At 68.7% G+C, this 20244-nt stretch carries 11 protein-coding genes; 4 read left to right on the forward strand and 7 right to left on the reverse strand.

The features are described 5' to 3' along the window. Nucleotides 1-87 precede the first annotated feature (87 nt). The 4 genes from radA to A9O63_RS19220 all read left to right on the forward strand — a co-directional run bounded on the left by radA (nucleotide 88) and on the right by A9O63_RS19220 (nucleotide 4413). On the forward strand, nucleotides 88-1446 hold the full coding sequence (radA, locus tag A9O63_RS19205) for a DNA repair protein RadA (protein WP_069333335.1): 1359 nt from the start codon (nucleotides 88-90) through the stop codon (nucleotides 1444-1446). Between the two features lie 18 nt (nucleotides 1447-1464). Further along, complete coding sequence (locus A9O63_RS19210) at nucleotides 1465-2079, forward strand: CvpA family protein (protein ID WP_069333336.1); 615 nt, start codon at nucleotides 1465-1467, stop codon at nucleotides 2077-2079. Nucleotides 2080-2163: 84 nt separating this feature from the next. Further along, complete coding sequence (gene purF / locus A9O63_RS19215) at nucleotides 2164-3627, forward strand: amidophosphoribosyltransferase (RefSeq protein ID WP_069333337.1); 1464 nt, start codon at nucleotides 2164-2166, stop codon at nucleotides 3625-3627. A 120-nt stretch (nucleotides 3628-3747) separates the two neighbouring features. Then, nucleotides 3748-4413 carry an SDR family NAD(P)-dependent oxidoreductase gene (locus A9O63_RS19220; RefSeq protein WP_069333338.1) on the forward strand — a complete coding sequence of 222 codons (666 nt, stop codon included), beginning with the start codon at nucleotides 3748-3750 and terminating at the stop codon, nucleotides 4411-4413. Nucleotides 4414-4486: 73 nt separating this feature from the next. Here A9O63_RS19220 and A9O63_RS19225 read toward each other — a convergent pair whose 3' ends face one another. From A9O63_RS19225 to A9O63_RS19255, 7 genes are read right to left on the reverse strand one after another with little or no spacing between them, the layout of a single operon-like run. After that, nucleotides 4487-7102 (reverse strand): malto-oligosyltrehalose synthase, encoded by a 2616-nt coding sequence (locus A9O63_RS19225; protein WP_069333339.1) that lies wholly within the window; start codon nucleotides 7100-7102, stop codon nucleotides 4487-4489. Further along, nucleotides 7099-8916, reverse strand: coding sequence for a 4-alpha-glucanotransferase (malQ, locus tag A9O63_RS19230; protein ID WP_069333340.1), 1818 nt, complete (start codon nucleotides 8914-8916; stop codon nucleotides 7099-7101). The genes A9O63_RS19225 and malQ overlap by 4 nt, the downstream gene beginning before the upstream one ends. Further along, the gene (gene treZ / locus A9O63_RS19235; protein WP_069333341.1) at nucleotides 8913-10691 is read right to left on the reverse strand and encodes a malto-oligosyltrehalose trehalohydrolase; all 1779 of its coding nucleotides are present in this window, start codon (nucleotides 10689-10691) and stop codon (nucleotides 8913-8915) included. Before treZ ends, malQ begins: the two co-directional genes overlap by 4 nt. After that, nucleotides 10688-12754 carry a glycogen debranching protein GlgX gene (gene glgX / locus A9O63_RS19240; protein WP_069333342.1) on the reverse strand — a complete coding sequence of 689 codons (2067 nt, stop codon included), beginning with the start codon at nucleotides 12752-12754 and terminating at the stop codon, nucleotides 10688-10690. The genes treZ and glgX overlap by 4 nt, the downstream gene beginning before the upstream one ends. Beyond that, complete coding sequence (gene glgB, locus A9O63_RS19245; RefSeq protein WP_069333343.1) at nucleotides 12751-14937, reverse strand: 1,4-alpha-glucan branching protein GlgB; 2187 nt, start codon at nucleotides 14935-14937, stop codon at nucleotides 12751-12753. The genes glgX and glgB overlap by 4 nt, the downstream gene beginning before the upstream one ends. Further along, on the reverse strand, nucleotides 14934-18242 hold the full coding sequence (gene treS, locus A9O63_RS19250) for a maltose alpha-D-glucosyltransferase (protein ID WP_069333344.1): 3309 nt from the start codon (nucleotides 18240-18242) through the stop codon (nucleotides 14934-14936). The genes glgB and treS overlap by 4 nt, the downstream gene beginning before the upstream one ends. Further along, complete coding sequence (locus A9O63_RS19255) at nucleotides 18239-20191, reverse strand: alpha-1,4-glucan--maltose-1-phosphate maltosyltransferase (RefSeq protein ID WP_069333345.1); 1953 nt, start codon at nucleotides 20189-20191, stop codon at nucleotides 18239-18241. Before A9O63_RS19255 ends, treS begins: the two co-directional genes overlap by 4 nt. Between the last annotated feature and the right edge of the window lie 53 nt (nucleotides 20192-20244).

The raw sequence follows: 20244 nt of genomic DNA on the forward strand, positions 1-20244 counted from the left end.
GCGGCTGCGGGCACCGCTGCCCGCGCGCGGACCGGGCCTCTGTCAGGCGCGGCTTGCGCCGCTCCGCGCGAGGGGGCAAAAGGCGCCATGGCCAAATCCTCCCCCGTCTTCACCTGCCAGACCTGCGGCGCCGTCCACCGCAAGTGGGCCGGGCGCTGCGACGCCTGCGGCGCCTGGAACTCGATCGTCGAGGAAACGCCCCTGTCGAGCGGGCCGAAGGCGCTCGGCTCCAAGGGCCGCACCATCGCGCTGAGCGACCTCGCCACCGAGGAGGCGGCGCCGCCGCGCACCTCCTCGGGCATCGACGAACTGGACCGCGTGCTGGGCGGAGGCCTCGTGCCCGCCTCGGCGATCCTCGTGGGGGGCGATCCCGGCATCGGCAAGTCGACCCTCCTTCTCCAGGCAGCGGCGAGCTTTGCCAATGGCGGGGTGAAGTGCCTCTATATCTCGGGCGAGGAGGCGGCGGCGCAGGTGCGGATGCGCGCCCAGCGGCTCGGCCTCGGGCAGGCGCCGGTGGCGCTGGGGGCCGAGACCAACCTGCGCGACATCCTGACCACGCTCGATGCCGAGCGCCCGGCGCTGGCCATCATCGACTCGATCCAGACCATGTGGCTGGACAATGTGGAGTCCGCCCCCGGCTCGGTGGCGCAGGTGCGCGCCTCGGCGCACGAGCTCGTGACCTTCGCCAAGCGGCGGGGCGTGGCCATCGTCATCGTGGGCCATGTGACGAAGGAGGGTCAGATCGCAGGCCCCCGCGTCGTCGAGCACATGGTCGATACGGTGCTCTATTTCGAGGGCGAGCGCGGCCACCAGTTCCGCATCCTGCGCGCGGTCAAGAACCGCTTCGGCCCGGCCGACGAGATCGGCGTCTTCGAGATGACCGGCGGCGGGCTCGCGCAGGTCGCCAACCCTTCCGCCCTCTTCCTGTCCGACCGCGACCAGCCCGCACCGGGCTCGGCCGTCTTCGCCGGCATCGAGGGCACCCGCCCCGTCCTGACCGAGATCCAGGCCCTCGTCTCGCCCTCGCCGCTCGGCACCCCGCGCCGGACTGTGGTGGGCCTCGACAGCGGCCGGCTCTCGACCATCCTCGCCGTCCTCGAGGCGCGCTGCGGCATCCCCTTCGCGGGGCTCGATGTCTTCCTCAACGTGGCGGGCGGCATGCGCGTCTCCGAGCCCGCGGCCGACCTTGCCGTGGCCGCGGCCCTCGTCTCGGCCCGCGAAGATGTGGCAATTCCGCCCGACATGGTGCTTTTCGGCGAGATCTCCCTCTCGGGTGCCCTCCGCCCGGTGGCCCAGACCGAAAGCCGCTTGAAAGAGGCCTCGAAACTTGGTTTCTCGCAGGCAATCGCGCCGACCCGCTCGAAACTGGGCCAGGACGAGGGAATGCGGGTGCGCCAGATGCCCGACCTCGCGGCATTCGTGGGTGAGATGTTCGGGGCCGGGTAACGCCGAAGGAGCAGGCACATGGAAGGCTTTACCATCATCGACGCCGTGGTTGCGGCCGTCATCGTGCTGTCGGCGATCCTCGCCTACTCGCGCGGTCTCGTGCGCGAGGTCATGGCCATCGCGGGCTGGATCGCGGCCGCCGTGCTGGCCTTCGTCTTCGCAGCACAGGCGCAGCCGCTCATCAAGGAGGTGCCGGTCGTCGGCGACTTCCTCGGCGACAGCTGCGAGCTTTCGATCATCGCGGCCTTCGCGGCGGTCTTCGCGCTGGGCCTCGTGCTGCTCTCGCTCTTCACGCCGATCTTTTCCTCGGCCATCCGCAATTCCGCGCTGGGCGGCCTCGACCAGAGCCTGGGCTTCCTCTTCGGCGTGCTGCGCGGCGTCGTGCTCGTGGCGGTGGCGCTGATCGTCTACGACCGGGCCGTGGCCTCCGAGACCATCCCGATGGTGGATAATTCCCGCTCGGCCCGCGTCTTCGCCTCGTTCCAGGAGAATATCGACCAGTCGATCCCCTCCGACGCGCCCGGCTGGATCGTGGCCCGCTACGAGCAGCTCGTGAGCAGCTGCACCCTGCCCGCGACGCAGACACCGGCGCCCACCACCCCCGCGACGCCCGCCCCCGCACCCGCCAACTGACGGAGCACGGCTTTGTGAGGGTGACAGCGGCGTGACAAGCCACTACATGAGGGGCCAATCTCCCCTCGGATTCGGAGCCCTCCCATGCGCCCCTTCCTGAGCCACCCCTTCGACGATGACAAGTTGAAGGAAGAGTGCGGCGTTTTCGGTGTCATCGGTGTGTCTGACGCCGCCAACTTCGTCGCCCTCGGCATGCACGCGCTGCAGCACCGCGGGCAGGAGGCGGGCGGCATCGTCGCCTACGATCCCGAGCAGGGCTTCAACTCCGCCCGCCGCTTCGGCTATGTGCGCGACAATTTCACCGATCCCGACACGATGGCCACCCTGCCCGGCGCGCTGGCCATCGGCCATGTGCGCTATTCGACCGCCGGTTCGAAGGGCGCCACCGCCATCCGCGACGTGCAGCCCTTCTTCGGCGAATTCGCCATGGGCGGGGCGGCGGTCGCGCATAACGGCAACCTCACCAACGCGGCCGCGCTGCGGCGCGAGCTGATCGAGCGGGGCTCGATCTTCCAGTCCTCCTCGGACAGCGAATGCATTATCCACCTGATGGCGCGCTCGATCCAGAAGAACATCCCCGAGCGGATGAAGGACGCTTTGCGCCGCGTCGAGGGCGCCTTCTCGGTCGTCGCCATGACCCGCACCAAGCTGATCGGCGTCCGCGATCCGCTGGGCGTGCGCCCGCTGGTGATCGGCCGGATCGGCGAGGGCTGGGCGCTTTCCTCCGAGACCTGCGGCCTCGACATCATCGGCGCCGAGTTCATCCGCGAGGTCGAGCCGGGCGAGATGGTGGTGATCGACGAGACCCGCGGCATCGAGAGCTTCCACCCGTTCGAGCGCCGCGCCGCCCGCTTCTGCATCTTCGAACATGTGTATTTCTCGCGGCCGGATTCGATCCTCGGCGGCCGCTCGGTCTACGAGACCCGGCGCCAGATCGGGGTGGAACTGGCCAAGGAAGCGCCCGTCGATGCCGATCTCGTCTGCCCGGTGCCCGACTCGGGCACTCCGGCCGCCATCGGCTTCAGCCAGCAGTCGGGCATTCCCTATGCGATGGGCATCATCCGCAACCAGTACATGGGGCGGACCTTCATCGAGCCGACCGAGCAGATCCGCAACATGGGCGTGCGGCTGAAGCTCAACGTCAACCGCGCGCTCATCAAGGGCAAGCGGGTGATCCTCGTGGATGATTCGGTCGTCCGCGGCACCACGTCGCGCAAGATCAAGGACATGATCCTCGATGCGGGCGCGGCCGAGGTCCATTTCCGCATCGCCTCGCCGCCGACGGCCTGGCCCTGCTTCTACGGCGTCGACACGCCCGAGCGGAGCAAACTTCTCGCCGCGAACATGTCCGAGGACGAGATGCGCGACTGGATCGGGGTCGATTCCCTGCGCTTCATCTCGCTCGACGGGCTCTATCGCGCCGTGGGCGAGGCCGGAGGCCGCGATCCGAATGCGCCGCGCTACTGCGATGCCTGCTTCTCGGGCGACTATCCCGTCGCGCCCTCCGACAAGATCGAGCAGGGTTTCGAGATGAAGGCGGCGGAGTAGGCCGCCCGCGCGACGGGCGGGCGCATGCCCCATGGGTTGCGCGCCCCTGCATTTCCCGCCATAGGCTGAAGCGCCGCCGGCCCGGAGCCGCGGCGCTTTTCAGTCAGAAGGCCGCGATCCATGAGCACCCTGCCCTCGCCCCGCATTGCCCTTGTCACCGGAGCCTCGCGCGGGCTCGGCACCGCGATCGCCGAGGAGCTTGGCGTGGAGGGCTGGCACGTCATCGCGGTGGCGCGCACGACGGGCGGGCTCGAGGACATGGACGACCGCATCCGGGGGCGCCGCCCCGGGGCCGAGCCCGCGACGCTGGCGCCGATGGATGTGACGAACGACGATGCGATGCGCCACCTCTGCCGCTCGATCTTCGACCGCTGGGGCGCCGTGCATCTCTGGGTCCATGCGGCGGTCCATGCGGCACCGCTCTGCCCGACCGGCCATCTCGATCCGAAGGACTGGGAGAAATCCATCGCGACCAACGTCCGCGCGACCGGCATCCTGATCCCGATGGTCGAGCCGCTCTTGCGCGCGGGTCAGGGCACGGCGCTGTTCTTCGACGACCGCCATGCGGGCGAGCCCTTCTTCGGCGCCTATGGCGCGACCAAGGCCGCTCAGATCGCGCTGGTCCGGAGCTGGCAGGCCGAGACGCAGAAGATCGGCCCGCGCGTGCTGATCGAGACGCCCGAGCCGCTGCCGACCGCGACCCGCGGGCGCTTCTTCCCGGGCGAGGATCGCGACAGGCTTACCGACATCCATACCGAGGCGAAGCGGATCCTCGCGGGGCTCTGACCGGGCCGGCAGGTTCCCTCGAGGGTGAGCGCCGCCGAATACGGGCGGCGCTCCAGCCCACAGGCGCCCTGCGCTAGCGTTCGATCAGCACCGCCACGGGCAGGCGGCCGAAGGCGAGCGTGCCGCTGGCCTCGGTGCCCGTCACCAGATCCTGCCACCGGCCCTGCGGGAGGCTCATCCCCTGGGCGGGGTGGGCGGCCCGGTTCAGCCGGCAGGCGACGAGCATCCGCGCGCCTTCGCCCGCGCGCAGGAAGGCGCAGATCCCCTCGCCCGCCTCCACGGGCTCGTAGCTGCCGCCTGCGAAGAGATCCGGCAGCTCGGCCCGCAGCCCCAGAAGCCGCGCGGTCAGCGCGAGCTTCACCGCCCCCGCCTCGGGCGGCACGTCCGCCGGCACTTTCTCCTGCATCTCCAGAAGCATCCGTTCGCGAAGCGCGAAATCCACCGGGCGGCGGTTGTCGGGATCGACGAGGCTCTGCTCCCAGAGGTCCGCGCCCTGATAGATGTCGGGCACGCCGGGCACGGTCAGCTTCAGCACGGTCTGGACGAGGATGTTCGCCAGAGCCTCGGGCGCGATGCGGCCATGGAAGGCCAGGAACGAGCGCAGGAAGGCGCTGTCAGGCGTGCCCAGGGCGCGCCCGATGAAGGCGCAGAAGGCCGCCTCATAGGCCTCGTTGCCGAAGACCCAGCGGGTGTTGACCGCAGCCTCGCGGATCGATTTCAGCATGGCCGCCTCGACCCGCTCGCGCAGGGCCGCCAGATCCTGGGCCTCCGGCGCCTCGGTCCAGTCCATCGGCCAGACGCCGAGCAGGAGCTGGTAGAAGAAATATTCCTCGCTGAGATCCACGGGTTCCTCGTCCGAGGCGAGCATCCCGTGCCATTCCTCGACCTTGGCCGCCCATTCCCCCACATGGCTGCCGATGGCCGCGATGCGCATCCGCGCATCCTCGCCGCGCTTCGTGTCGTGGGTCGAGGTGGTGAGCATGGCGCCCGGCTCGCGCGCCGCCCGATCCCGGTTCGCTTCATGGAAGGCCGCAAGGCTCACGCCGAAATGGCCGGGCTCGCTGCCGACCTCGTTCAGCGCGATCAGGCGCGAATAGCGGTAGAGCGCCCGGTCCTCGAGGCCCTTGGCCATCACCGGCCCGGTGAACTGCTGCAACCGCATGACGAGGGTCAGGATCTCGTCGCGCTTCTCGGGCTGCTCCTCGGCCAGATCCAGCGTCATGACCCCGCCGATGAAATCGTAGATGCCGGGGTCGATCTCGGGCGCACGGGCCTTGGCCCGCTCCACCGCCGCCTCGACCCGGGCCCGGTCGGCCTCGGCCAGCCCGGAGGCATCGGCATAGGTGCGGTAGACGTCGAGCCCCGCGATCACCTGCGAGAGGCCCGACCGCACCGCCGCCCGTCCGAAGTCGCGCCGGCGCGGATCCTCGGCCACCAGCGCCAGAAGCCGGTCCGTCAGGCTCTCGAGCTCGGAGGCCATGGGTTGCGCCATGATCTCGAGCTTGGCCTGATGGACCAGATCCTCGGGGCTCGCGGACTGGCCGGTGAAGCCCGCATGGATCTCCGTCAGCGCCTCCTCGGCGGCCGGATCGAGGATCAGGCCCACGGCGAGGTTCGCGAATTCGTAGCCCGTGGTACCGTCGGCCCGCCAGCTCTCGGGCAGGCTTTCGTCGGGGGCGAGGATCTTCTCGACATAGAGCGGGAACGGACGGTCGAGCGCGTCGCGCAGGCGCAGGCAGTAGCCCTTGGGATCGACCAGCCCGTCGATATGGTCGATGCGGATGCCCTCGACCACGCCCTCCTCCATCAGCCGCAGGATCAGCCGGTGCACGCCCGCGAAGACCTCGGCCTTCTCGACGCGGACGCCCGCGAGGTCGCTCATGGTGAAGAAGCGGCGGTAGTTGATCGCGTCGCTGTCCATCGAGAACTTGACCGCGCGCCAGTTCTGCGCCTCGGCCAGCCGGTCGAGCGCGGCCCAGCTGTCGAGATCGCCGGGCGTGCCCCGGAAGGCCTCGACGGCCGGCGTGGGATCGATGTCGCGCAGCCGCCGCCGCAGGTCGGGCCAGACGGGATCGGAGGGCTCGGCGGCGCCCGCCGCCTCGAAGGCCGCGGCCAGCTCCTCGAAGCCCGGCGCCGCGCGCAGGATCGTCGCGTAGCTCTGCGGAGAGATCGGCAGCTTGTGCGTGTCATGCGCCCAGATGGCGAAGGCGCCGCGGTCGGGCTCGTAGCGCAGTTCCATGTCTCCCTGCGCCAGCACCTCGCCATACTGATCGCCGAGGAAGGGCATCAGCACCTTCCCCGCAAGGCCCGGCGTCGCGCTCTCCCAGTCGATGTCGAACCAGTCCGCGACGGGGCTCTGGCGCCCCCATTCCAGCACCGAGAGCCAGAAGACATTGTCCGCCCCGCCCACGCCCATGTGGTTCGGCACGAAATCGACGATCACCCCCATGCCGTGGTCGCGGAAGGTCGCGGCCATGGCGCGGAAGTCCTCTTCGCCGCCGAGCTCGGGGCTGATGAGGCTGTAATGGACCCCGTCATAGCCGTGGGTCGAGCCCTCGCGCGCGGCGAGGATCGGCGAGGCATAGAGATGGCTGATCCCCAGCCGCGCGAAATAGGGCGCGAGCCGTGCCGCATCCGAGAACCGGAAGTCGGAGGTGAACTGGATGCGGTAGGTGGCGCGGACGCTCATGAGGGCTCCCTTGGTCGCTCGGCTTCGAGGGCCCCGGCGATGCCGCGGAACAGCGCGGTCTCGCCCAGAGCCTCCAGCGGCACGCCGAGCCTGCGCCGCCAGTTGGGATGTTCGTCCACGGTCGAGGGCACGTTCACCGGCGCCACCTCGCCAGCCATATCCTCGATCCGCACCGCGAAAAGGCGCGAGGGCGCGCGGGCGAGATGGCGGTGCACCGCCACGACCAGCGCCTCGGACGGATCCTCGGGGCCGATCCGGTCGATCTCGTCCCAGCCCATGAGGCCCGCCCGCGCCAGATCCTCGAGCAGCTGGCGCCGCTCGATCCAGCGGAAGTCGCCCTGCTGGCGGGCGGCCTCGTCCGAGATCAGGCGGAAGTCGCGCCGGATCGCCACATCGTCGCCCCGCCACCAGCCGCGGAAGGTGGGCAGGTCGTGGGTGGAGAGGCAGACGAGCGCCTCGCGCGGATAGTGCTCGGGCGCGATATAGCCGTGGTCGTGCCGCTCGAAGAGCAGGATGCGGTAGGAGAGGATGTTCATCCGCGCCATCAGCTCGCGGAAGCCATCCGGCACGTTGCCCAGATCCTCGCCGATCACGATGGTGCGGTTGCGGCACGAGGCTTCGGCCAGCGCGCGCAGCATGTCCTCGATCGGGTAGCGCACATAGGTGCCCTGCGGCGCGCCCATCCCGTCGGGGATGAGGAAGAGCTGCCAGACGCCCATCGCATGGTCGATCCGCAGCGCGCCTGCGCGGCGCGTGGCATCCTGCATCAGCGCCCCGAAGGGGGCGGCGCGCAGATCGGCGAGCTTCACCGGAGAGAGGGGCGCCAGACCCCAGTCCTGACCCTGCGCGTTGAACCAGTCGGGCGAGGCCCCGATCCGGAGGCCCGACACGGCCAGGCTCGGGTCCGACCAGGTGCTCGATCCGTCCGGCACCTCGCCCACGGCGAAGTCGAGATAGAGCCCGATCTTCATCCCGGCGGCGCGGCAGGCATCGCGCGCCTCGCCGAGCTGCCGGTCGGCGATCCATTGCAGCCAGAGGTGGAAGCCCACCTCGTCGCCCCGCGCGTCGGCGAAGTCGATGACGGCCTGGCCCTCGGCGTCGTGGAACTCCACCGGCCAGCCGAGCCAGCCCGCGCCATGGCCATCCGCGACCATCTGGCCCGAGATCGCCTCGAAGAGCGCGTGGCGACGCAGGAGCTCGCCACCGTCGGCACAGAAGCGCATGAAGCCCATCGCATCGTCCGGCCCGTTGCGCCACAGACGCCGGAGCGCGCCGATCTTGGCTGCGGCCACCGCCGGATAATCGACGAGATCGGGCGCGCGCAGCCGATCCAGCCCCTCGGGCGCGAGGTCGGGCGTGTAGCCCGGCACGCGGTCGACCGCGATATAGAGCGGGTTCAGGAAGCGCCGGTTCGAGGGCGAGAAGGGGCTGGTGTGGGCCGGATTGGCCAGAAACAGCGCGTGAAGCGGGTTCAGGCCGATGAAATCGGCCCCCGCGGCGCCTCCGATCCGCGCCAGATCGCAGAGATCGGCAAAATCGCCGATACCCCAGTTGCGCTCGGAGCGCAGCTGGTAGAGTTGCGCGGCAATGCCCCAGCGCCGCATCTCGCCCTCGGGCAGGAAGCAGCTGTAGCCTTCGGGCGCCCGCATCTCGGGCGGCGGCCGGTCGGGCGGCGGTCCCTCCAGCGGGATGCCGAAGGCCCCCAGCATCTCGCGCAGCGTCTCGACGGGCGCGCGGACGAACTCGCCGCCGAGCGCGTGATAGCTGGGCTGGATGGCGAACTCGGCCGCCCTGTCTTCGATGGTCCGGCTCATGAAGTCTCCTCGAGCGTGACCAGCACCGACCAGGGCGGCAGCGGGCTGCCAGCCTCGGTGCCGGGAGAGGCATGGATCACACGGCCCCCGGCCTCCGGCAAGTCCTGCGGCCGGTCGTCGAAATTGGCGCGCAGGCGAAGGACCGCGCCGTCGAGCTGCCAGTCCACCGCCACCAGATCGTCCGAGACCGCCACGATGCGCCCGCCGTTTCCGGGCGCCCGTTCGAGCCGCGGCGCGACCTCGCGGGCACGGGTGGCGAGCAGATCCTTGACGAAGGCCATCCAGGACCGGCCGCGCGCGGTGTCGCGGTGCAGCCAGTCGAGCTTCGAGGAAAGGAACGTGCCCTCGGAATTCGGATCCGGCACCGTCCGGTCGAGATCCAGCCCCTGGAAGGCCGAGAAATGTTCGAACTCCTTGCGCCGCCCGTTGCGGACGGCATCGGCGAGCTCTCCGTGGAAGTCGGTGAAGAAGGTGAAGGGCCGCGTCTCGCCCCATTCCTCGCCCATGAACAGCAGCGGCACATGCGGCGAGAGCAGCAGGACCGCCATCATCGCGCGCAACCGTGCCTCGGGCGCGAGCGTCGTCAGCCGTTCGCCGAAGGCGCGGTTGCCGATCTGGTCGTGGTTCTGGAGGAAATCGACGAAGGCGAGCGGCGGCAGATGGCCCGACGGCTTGCCACGCGGCTTGCCCTCATGCTCGGAATGCTCGCCCTGATAGACGAAGCCCTCGGCCAGCGCGCGAGCATATTTGCGCCAGTGATCCTTCACGAAGTCGCAGTAATAGCCCTCGGTCTCGCCCGTCAGCAGGACATGGGCCACATTATGCAGGTCGTCGTTCCATTCGGCCGTGTGCAGCACCACCTCGCCGGAGGATCCCCGCTCGTGCAGCCGGGTGATGTTGCGGTTGTCCTCGGTGGTGAGATGGATCGGCCGGTCGGGGATGCGCTGCCGGATCGTGCGGGCCAGATCCACCAGCACCTCGGGGTCCGACTCCGGGTCGCGGATATGGTCGGCCGCATCGATGCGCAGCCCGTCGAAGCGGAACTCGGTCAGCCAGTAGAGCGCATTGTCGAGGAAGAAGCGGCGCACGGCCGGCAGGTGATAGGCGATGGCGATGCCCCAGGGCGTATGCCGTTCCGGATCGAAGAAGTCCGCGGCATAGGCGCCGAGGTAATTCCCCTCCGGCCCGAAATGGTTGTAGACCACATCGAGCACCACGCTCATCCCGAGGCCATGGGCCGCGTCGATCAGGGCCTTCAGATCCTCGGGCGTGCCATAGGCGGGATGGGGCGCATAGAGCAGCACCCCGTCGTAGCCCCAGCCGCGGTTGCCTCCGAACTGCGCCACCGGCAACAGCTCGATCATCGTGATCCCGACTTCGGCCAGATGCGGCAGGTGCTCGATGGCGGCGCGGAAGGTGCCTTCCTCGGTGAAGGTGCCGATATGCAGCTCCATCACCACGGTCTCGGCCCATGGCCGCCCGGTCCAGTCGTGCTGCCAATCGAAGGAAGGCGCGACCAGACGCGACAGGCCGTGCACATCGCCCGCCTGCGCCCGTGCCGCGGGGTCCGGCACCACCTGTCCGCTTTCGAGCACGAAGCCATAGTCCATGCCCGGCTCTGCGGGCACCTGCACCTCGAACCACCCGTCGTCGCTGCGCGTCATCGGGTGATCCGTTCCGTCGAGTCTCAGCACCAGCCGCTCCTGCGACGGCGCCCAGAGCCGGAAGCGGCCGAGGCCATCCTCGATCCGCGGTCCCCAGGCCCAGTCGTTCATTCAGTCTCCTCCAGAACCAGAAGTGTCCGCGGCGGCACGGCAAAGCCCGCCGCCCGCTGTGGTTCGGGCCGCTCCGGCACCCGCCCCGCCGCCGTATCCAGCAGAAGCCCCCATCCCCGGCCGACGTCCGGCAGGGAGAAGGGCACCTCCTCGAAATGGCTATTGAGAAGTGTCAGCAGGGCCGGCTTGTTCCGGATCAGCAGCCCCAAAGTTCGCGCCGCCGGATTGTGCCAGTCGTCGGGCTCCATCTCTTCCCCGTCGGGGCGCAGCCAGCGCACCTCGACCGGCTCCTCTCCCACCGCCGCCTTGTGCAGGAACGAGGGATGGCGCAGCAGCGGGCGCGACTTGCGAAGCGCGATCAGCCGCCGGGTGAAGTCGAGAAAGGCCGCGTCCCGCGGCTCGAGCCCGTCGAGCTTCAGCCAGTTCATCGCATTGTCCTGGCAGTAGGCGTTGTTGTTGCCGGCCTGGCTGCGGCCCACCTCGTCTCCCATCAGAAGCATGGGCGTGCCCTGCGAGATCAGGAGCGTGCCCATCATCGCCCGCCGCATCCGGTCGCGGAGGTCGAGCACCTCCGCATCCTCGGTGGGCCCCTCCGCGCCGCAGTTCCAGCTGCGGTTGTCGGAATGGCCGTCGCGGTTCTCTTCCTCGTTCGCCGCATTGTGCTTGTCGTTGTAGGACACGGTATCGGCGAGCGTGAAGCCATCGTGCGCGGTGATGAAATTCACGCTGGCCCAGGGACGCCGCCCCCGGCGGTCGAAATGCCCGGCCGATCCCAGCAGCTGCGAGGCGAGCCCCGGCAGCTCGCCCTCATCGCCCTTCCAGTAGGAGCGCACCGTGTCGCGATACTGATCGTTCCACTCGGCCCATCCGGGAGGGAAGTTGCCGAGCTGATAGCCCTCGTGGCCCGTGTCCCAGGGCTCGGCGATCAGCTTCACCCGGCTCAGGACCGGATCCTGCCGCACCGCGTCGAGAAAGACCGCATTCGCGTTGAACCCCTGCCGGTCGCGCCCGAGCGAGGTCGCCAGATCGAAGCGGAAGCCATCGACATGGCAGGCCTCGACCCAGTAGCGCAAACTGTCCATGACCATCTGCAGCACCCGCTGGTGCCCGAGGTTCACCGTGTTTCCGCAACCCGTCGTGTCGTAGTAATAGCGCGGATCGTCGCCCAGCATGTAGTAGCTGGCATTGTCGATCCCCTTGAACGAGAGCGTGGGCCCGAGGTGGTTCCCCTCGGCCGTGTGGTTGTAGACCACGTCGAGGATCACCTCGATCCCGGCCTCGTGCAGCCGGCGCACCATCAGCTTGAATTCATGCACCCCGCCGCCGGGCGAGATGTAGCGCGTGGCCGGCGCGAAGAAGCCGATCGTGTTGTAGCCCCAGTAGTTCGTGAGCCCCTTCTCGATCAGGTAGCGGTCGTCGAAGAAGGCCTGCGTGGGCATGAGCTCGATGGCGGTCACACCGAGCGTCACCAGATGCTCGATGGCCCGCGGGTCGGCCAAGGCCGCGAAGGAGCCGCGCACCCGGTCGGGGATGGCGGGATTGAGGGCGGTCATGCCCTTGACGTGGGCCTCGTAGATGATCGTCTCGGCCCAGGGGATGTTCGGCGGATAGTCGGGCCCCCAGGTCACGGCCGGATCGACGACCACGCATTTCGGCATGACGAAGGCCGAATCCCGGCGGTCGAACGAGAGGTCGGCGCGGGCATTGCCCATCCGGTAGCCGAAGACCGCATCGTGCCAGACCACCTCGCCCTGCAGCATCAGCGCATAGGGGTCGATCAGGAGCTTGTTCGGATTGAAGCGGAGCCCCGCCTGCGGCTCGTAGGGCCCGTGGACGCGGTAGCCGTAGAGCTGCCCGGGGCGCACCTCGGGCAGATAGCCGTGCCAGACCTCGTGGGTATATTCCGGCAGAGCCACGCGGGCGATCTCGCGCCGCCCGCGGGCGTCGAACAGGCAGAGCTCGACCTTGCGCGCATGAGCCGAGAAGATGGCGAAGTTGGTGCCCGACCCGTCCCAGGTCGCCCCGAGCGGGAAGGGCCTTCCCTCGCGCAGCGCAAAGCTCATGCAGGCGTCACGAAGATCGTGGCAAGCGGCGGCAGCGTCAGGCGCAGCGAGGCCGGCCGGCCGTGCCAGGAGACCTCCTCGGCCTGAAGACCGCCGGGATTGCCCACGTCCGAGCCGCCGTAGATCGCGGCGTCGGAGTTGAGGATCTCGCGCCATTCGCCGCCCTCGGGCACCCCGATCCGGTAATCCGACCGCACCACGGGCGTGAGGTTGCAGACCGCCAGCACCGGCTTCTCGCCAGGCGCCTTGCGCAGGAAGCTCAGCACGCTGTTCTCGGTATCGCCGGCATCGATCCACTCGAACCCTTCGGGATCGCAATCCATCCGGTGCAGCGCGGGGCGCCTGCGGTATTCGCGGTTCAGGTCGGCCACGAGGCGCTTCATCCCCGCGTGGGACGGATCGTCGAGCAGATGCCAGTCGAGCGAGGCATCGTGGTTCCATTCGCGCTCCTGCGCGAACTCGCCGCCCATGAACAGCAGCTTCTTGCCCGGATGCGCCCACATGAAGCCGAAATAGGCCCGGAGGTTGGCGAACTTCTGCCAGCGGTCGCCCGCCATCTGCCCGATGAGCGAGCCCTTGCCGTGCACCACCTCGTCATGGCTGAGGGGCAGCACGAAATCCTCGGAATAGGCATAGACCATGCCGAAGGTCAGGTCGTGCTGGTGGTGCTTGCGGTGGATCGGGTCGCGCCGGAAATAGGCCAGCGTGTCGTGCATCCAGCCCATGTTCCACTTGAAGCCGAAGCCGAGCCCGCCCTCCTCGACGGGGCGGCTCACCTGCGGGAAGGCGGTCGATTCCTCGGCGATGGTGATGCAGCCCGGATGGTCGAGCCGGACGCGCTCGTTCACGCCGCGCAGGAAATCGATCGCCTCGAGGTTCTCGCGCCCGCCATGCCGGTTCGGCACCCATTCGCCCGCGTTCCGCGAATAATCGAGGTAGAGCATCGAGGCCACCGCATCCACGCGCAGCGCATCGACATGGTAGCGGTCGAGCCAGAACAGGGCCGAGGCCTGCAGGAAGTTCGACACTTCCTGTCGGCCGAAGTTGTAGATCTGGGTGTTCCAGTCGCGGTGAAAGCCCTGCCGCGGGTCGGCATGGTCATAGAGATGGGTCCCGTCGAAATTGGCGAGCCCGTGGGCGTCGGACGGGAAATGCGCGGGCACCCAGTCGAGGATGACGCCGATGCCGTCGCGGTGGAGCCGGTCCACCAGCCGCGCGAAGCCCTCGGGCGGGCCGAAGCGCGCGGTGGGGGCGAAGAGCCCGATGGGCTGATAGCCCCAGGAGCCGGTGAAGGGATGTTCGCTGATCGGCAGGAATTCCACATGGGTGAAGCCCATCTCGCGCACATAGGCCGACAGCTCCTCGGCCAGCGCGTCGTAATCGAGCCCCAGCCGCCATGAGCCCGCATGGACCTCGTAGATCGAGATCGGCGCATCGCGGCGCTGGCGGCTCGCGCGCTCCTGCATCCAGCCCGCATCGTGCCACTCGGCCTCTGGCAGCCCGTGGATCACCGAGGCCGTGGCCGGCGGCGCCTCCTGCGCGAAGGAGAGAGGGTCGGACTTGAGCGGCAGCCGCTCGCCCGAGGGGCCGAGGATCTCGTACTTGTAGAGATCGCCGGTATGGAGGCCCGGAATGAACAGCTCCCACACGCCCGCGCCGATGCGCTTGCGCATCGGGTGGCGGCGGCCGTCCCAGGCGTTGAAGGCGCCCACGACCGAGACGCGGCGGGCGTTCGGCGCCCAGACGGCGAAGCTCACGCCCTGCACGCCCTCGATCTCGGCCGGATGGGCGCCGAGCCGGGTATAGAGCTGATAGTGCCGCCCCTCCCCGAGCAGATATTCGTCGAGCTCGCCCAGCACCTCGGGGAAGCGGTAGGGATCGTCCGCCTCCCACTCGTGCGGGCCCGAGACGAAGCGGAGGCGGTAGGGGAATTTCTCCTCGCCCGGCACCGTGCCCGCGAAGAAGCCCTCGGCGCCGATGCGCGCGAGAGAGGCGAGCACCTCGCCCCCCTGCCCCAGCACCGCAACCTCCGCGGCCTGCGGGGCGAAGACCCGGACCGACAGCGGCGTGCCGCCGCCTCCGTGCATGCCCAGCACGCGGAAGGGATCTCCGTGCGTTCCGCGCATGATGGCGGCCACGTCGCTTTCGGGGACGAGCTCCCCGGGCTTCGATGTCACGTTCATGCAGGTGTCCTGTCCAACAGTTCCAGAAGGCCGCGCAGCGGGATGCCGACCCAGGCGGGGCGGCTGCCCAATTCGTAGGAGGTCTCGTAGACCGCCTTCTGCACGAGGAAGAGATCGAGCAGCGCCTCCTTCAGCGCCGGGTCCGAAGGCAGGCTCGCGGTTCCGGCGGACGCGCCCTCGTAGGCGGAGAGGAAATCGGCCACCGCCTGTTGCCGCCAGGCCTCGGCCCGCTCCACCGCCCGCTCGCTTGCCGGGCCGAAGCTTTCCTCGTGACGGGCGAGGGCTGCGGCGGCGGCATAGTCGAACGAGCGCAGCATCCCGGCCACGTCGCGGAGCGGCGAGGATTTCTCGCGCCGTTCCTCGAGCGTGCGGCGCGGTTCGCCCTCGAAGTCGATGATGGCGACATCGTCCTGCGCAAGCAGCACCTGACCCAGATGGTAGTCGCCATGAATGCGGGTCAGCGCGCCCGACGGCTCGAAGCCGGTGACGCGGTCGAGCCGCGCCAGCAGGTCTTCGCGCCGCGCCAGCAGCGCCTCGGCCAGGGGCAGCACCTCCTCGGGCAGGTGCGTCCGCTGCCGTTCGAGCACCGACAGCATGGCCTCCGCCTCGCGCCGCGCCCCCTCGGCCCAGCCCGTCAGATGCTCGGCCCTCAGCGGCTCCATGCGGAAGGCCGCCTCGTCGGTCTCGGTGGCGAAGGCCTGATGCAGCTCGGCCGTGCGCTGGCCGAGAAGGCCCGGGATGGTCAGCGGGAAGGAGAAGCCGTCCTTCTCCTCTTCCGGCGCCTCGGCGGCGCTCCAGGCGCCGAAGTCGCCCAGATCGCGCACCAGCGCGTCGAAGAGACCGCGCCAGGCATCGCCCATGTTGGCCACGAAGGCGAAGGCCGCGGCGAGGACGGTCGCCTCGCCCTCGGCCGGACGCAGGCTCACCACGCCGAGATAGCGGGGCGTGTGGGTGTAGCCCGCCACTTCCGTCAGGAAGCGCGCCACCTCGACGTCCGGCTGCTCGCCCGCCCGGAGACGGCGGTAGAGCTTGAGGATCAGGCGGTCGCCGAAGGCGATCGAGATGTTCGACTGCTCGGCCCCGAGATAGCGCGGCTCGCCCGGGTCGGCGATCTCGGCAAGGGCCGAGCCCGGCTCGAACACCACCTCGCCCCCGGCCCCCGAGAGCCTGCGGCCCTCACGCAGCGCCTCGAGCATCGCCTGCGCCATCTGCTCGTCATAGGCCCCATCGATGAGCGCGCCCACCTGCGGGCCGCGCCGGACCTTGGCCAGGGTGAAGCTCAGCTTGGGCGCCCCGGCCCGGAGCTGCTCCTCGCCCCAGAGCGCGGAGGCGGGCAGGAAATACTGCTGCGCCTCGCCGCCCACATCGGCATCGAGCCGGACGAGGGCGTGATCGGCGGAGAGCGAGCCCAGAACGGCCAGCTTCACCGCGCTGATCTTCTCTTCCTTGGCCCCGAACCAGCGTTGCAGCGGCAGCCAGTTCGGCAGCACGTCGGCCTCGAACTGGCGCGTCTCGCGGCCCGTGAGCGCGGTTTCCGCCCGTCCGTCGCGCGTCGTGAGCGTGATGAAATCGGGCAGCGTCTCGGGCATCGGCTGGTGCCAGCTCGGCAGCGCCTGCTGGTCGGACAGGATGAACCAGTAGAAGCCGTAGGGCGGCAGCGTCAGCATGTAGGGCAGATCGCCCACCGGCGGAAACTCCGACCGTCCCGTAAGCTCCACCGGCACCGCGCCGCGGAACCGGGCGAGATCCAGCTCGACCGCCTGCGCCGTGTCCGAGAGGTTCGCCACGCAGAGGATGTCCGTGCCCTCGTGGCTGCGCACATAGGCCAGCACCTTGCGGTTGCGCGGATAGAGCAGGCTCATCGAGCCGCGCCCGAAGGCCGGATGCTGCTTGCGCACCGCGATCAGGCGCCGCGTCCAGTTCAGGAGCGAGGACGGGTCTGCCGCCTGCGCCTCGACGTTGATCGCCTGATGGCCGTAGACCGGGTCGAGGATGGTCGGCAGGTAAAGCTGCTGCGGATTGCAGCGCGAGAAGCCGCCGTTGCGGTCGGCCGACCATTGCATGGGCGTGCGCACCCCGTCGCGGTCGCCGAGATAGTAGTTGTCGCCCATGCCGATCTCGTCGCCGTAATAGACGATGGGCGTGCCCGGCATCGACATCAGCATCTGGTTCAGAAGCTCGATCTTGCGCCGGTCGTTCTTCATCAGCGGCGCCAGCCTGCGCCGGATGCCGAGATTGATCCGCGCCCGCGAATCCTCGGCATAGAAGCGCCACATGTAGTCGCGCTCTTCGGCCGTCACCATCTCGAGCGTCAGCTCGTCGTGGTTCCGCAGGAAGATGCCCCATTGGCAGCCTTCCGGGATCTCGGGCGTCTGGCGGATGATGTCGGTGATCGGATGCCGGTCGGCCTGCGCGAGCGCCATGTACATCCGCGGCATCAGCGGGAAATGAAAGCCCATGTGGCACTCGTCGCCCTCGCCGAAGTAGGGGCGCGTGTCCTCCGGCCACTGGTTCGCCTCGGCGAGCAGCATCCTGTCGGGGAAATGCTGGTCGAGATTGGCCCGGATCTTCTTGAGCACGTCATGCGTCTCGGGGAGGTTCTCGTTGTTGGTGCCCTCGCGCTCGACCAGATAGGGGATCGCGTCGAGCCTGAGCCCGTCGACGCCCATCTCGAGCCACATGCGCATGATCTTGAGGACTTCCTCGAGCACGCGGGGATTGTCGAAGTTCAGGTCGGGCTGGTGCGAATAGAAGCGGTGCCAGTAATAGGCGCCCGCCACCGGATCCCAGGTCCAGTTCGACTTTTCCGTATCGAGGAAGATGATCCGCGTTTCAGGGAATTTCTGGTCGGTGTCGCTCCAGACATACCAGTCGCGCGCGGCCGAGCCCTTCTTCGCCCGCCGGGCCCGCTGGAACCAGGGGTGCTGGTCGGAGGTGTGGTTGATGACGAGCTCGGTGATGACGCGCAGCCCGCGCTTGTGCGCCTCCTGCACGAACAGCTTGAAGTCGCGCATCGCGCCGTAGGACGGGTTGATCGAGCGATAGTCCGAGATGTCGTAGCCGTCGTCGCGGAGCGGCGAGGGGTAGAACGGCAGCAGCCAGATCGCGGTCACGCCCAGCGCCTGCACATAATCCAGCCGCTGCATCAGGCCCGCGAAATCGCCGATCCCGTCGCCATTGGCGTCCTGAAACGCCTTGATGTGCAACTGGTAGATGATCGCATCCTTGTACCAGTCGGTCTGGCTGCGATCGATGCCGTCCGTGCGGCGGACGGCAACGGTGGAGGGAGAGACGTTCTGATTCATCTGGGCATTCCCGGCGCGTAGAGCCGCCAGACCGCATAGGGGCGGGTCTGCGGGTCGAGTTCCAGCCACTGCCACTTTCCGTGCCAGGTGAAGCGATTTCCGTTGAGCAGATCCTCGACCTCGACCGAGGCATCGTCGGGCAGCCCGAACTCCCACAGCGGGACCTCGAATTCGAAGGTCCGGGCCGCGTGCGGATCGAGGTTGACGTGGAAGAGCAGGAAATCCTGCTTGTCCTCGGTGCTCTTGCCATAGGCCAGCACCGAGTCGTTGTGCGCATCGTAGAAGCGCAGCCGGGTGAAATCGCGCATCGCGGGATGGGTGCGGCGGATGTGGTTCATCAGCCGGATGTCATCCTGGATATGCCCCGGCTGGTCGAAGTCCCAGGCGCGGAGCTGGTATTTCTCGGAGTTGAAATATTCCTCCTTCCCGGGCACCGGGGTCGCCTCGCAGATCTCATAGCCGTTGTAGAGCCCGTAATTGCCCCCGAGCGTCGCGGCAAGCGCGAGCCGCACCCGGAACCCCGGCCGCCCCGAATGCTGGAGATAGACCGGGTTGATGTCGGGCGTATTGGCAAAGAAGTTCGGCCGCATGTAGTGGCGGCAGTCCTCGGTGGTGAGCTCGGTGAGATAGTCGATGAGCTCGGCCTTGGTATTGCGCCAGGTGAAGTAGGAATAGCTCTGGCCATAGCCCACCTTGGCCAGACGCTTCATCACCTTGGGGCGTGTGAAGGCTTCGGCCAGGAAGATCACGTCGGGATGCTGCGATTGCACCTCGCCGATCATCCATTCCCAGAACGGGAAGGGCTTCGTGTGGGGATTGTCCACCCGGAAGATCTTCACGCCCTTTTCCACCCAGAACAGCACCACATCGCGCAGCGCATACCACAATTCCGGCAGGGCGCCGCGGTAGAAATGGACGTTGACGATGTCCTCGTATTTCTTCGGCGGGTTCTCGGCGAACTTGATCGTGCCGTCCGGCCGCCAGTCGAACCATTCCGGATGCTCGCGGATCCAGGGGTGATCCGGCGCGCACTGGATGGCGAAATCGAGCGCGATCTCCAGCCCGTGCGCATGGGCGGCCTCGACCAGCCGGCCGAAGCTCTCGAAATCGCCGAGCTCGGGATGGATCGCATCGTGCCCGCCCTCTTCGCTGCCGATGGCATAAGGAGAGCCCGGATCGTCCGGTGCAGGCGTCAGACTGTTGTTGCGCCCCTTGCGGTTCACGCGCCCGATCGGGTGGATCGGCGTGAAATAGAGCACATCGAAGCCCAGATCCCGCACATAGGGCAGTTTGCGGATCACATCGTCGAAGGTGCCGTGCCGCTCCGGATCGTCCGACTGCGACCGCGGCATCATCTCGTACCAGGCCGAGAAGGCCGCGGCCTCCCGGTCGGCGAAGACGGGCAGGATCCTGTAGCAGGTGAGATTGGTGCGCGGCGCACAGCGCTTCATCGCCGCCACCGCCTCGGGAGAGCTCATCCGCGCGAAGCGGGCGCCCGCCTCCTGATCGGCCCCGTCCTCGGCGAGGATCCGGTCGACGAGGGCGCGATCCTCGGGCCCCGCGGTCTCGACCGATTGCAGGAGCCTGCGCCCCTCCTCGAGTTCGAGATCGATCTTCTGGCCCGCGGCCAGCTTCTTCGCCACCTCCTTGCGCCAGGTGGTGTAGAGGTCGCGCCAGGCGATGAAGGTCAGCTCGTGAAAGGCGTTCTCGGCAAAGGTGACGCGCGCCTGCCAGCGGTCGTTCACGAGGAACTCCATGCGGACCTCGGTCCAGTCCTCTGCGCCCCGCGGGCGGTGCAGCACGGCCGCGTCGATGCTGTCATGTCCGTCGCAGAAGATGTCGGCCTGAACCGCCACCTCGCGGCCGGCCACCACCTTCGCGGCGAAGCGCCCGCCGTCGATCTCCAGATTGACGCCCTCGATGGCGACGCGGGCCTCGGCCAGCCGCATCAGCGCCTCCTCGCCCCCGTCGCGCCTCTCCGGCGCTCCTGTCGCTGCTGCCA

It is taken from the genome of Cereibacter johrii (genome assembly GCF_001720585.1).
Lineage (GTDB): Bacteria > Pseudomonadota > Alphaproteobacteria > Rhodobacterales > Rhodobacteraceae > Cereibacter_A > Cereibacter_A johrii.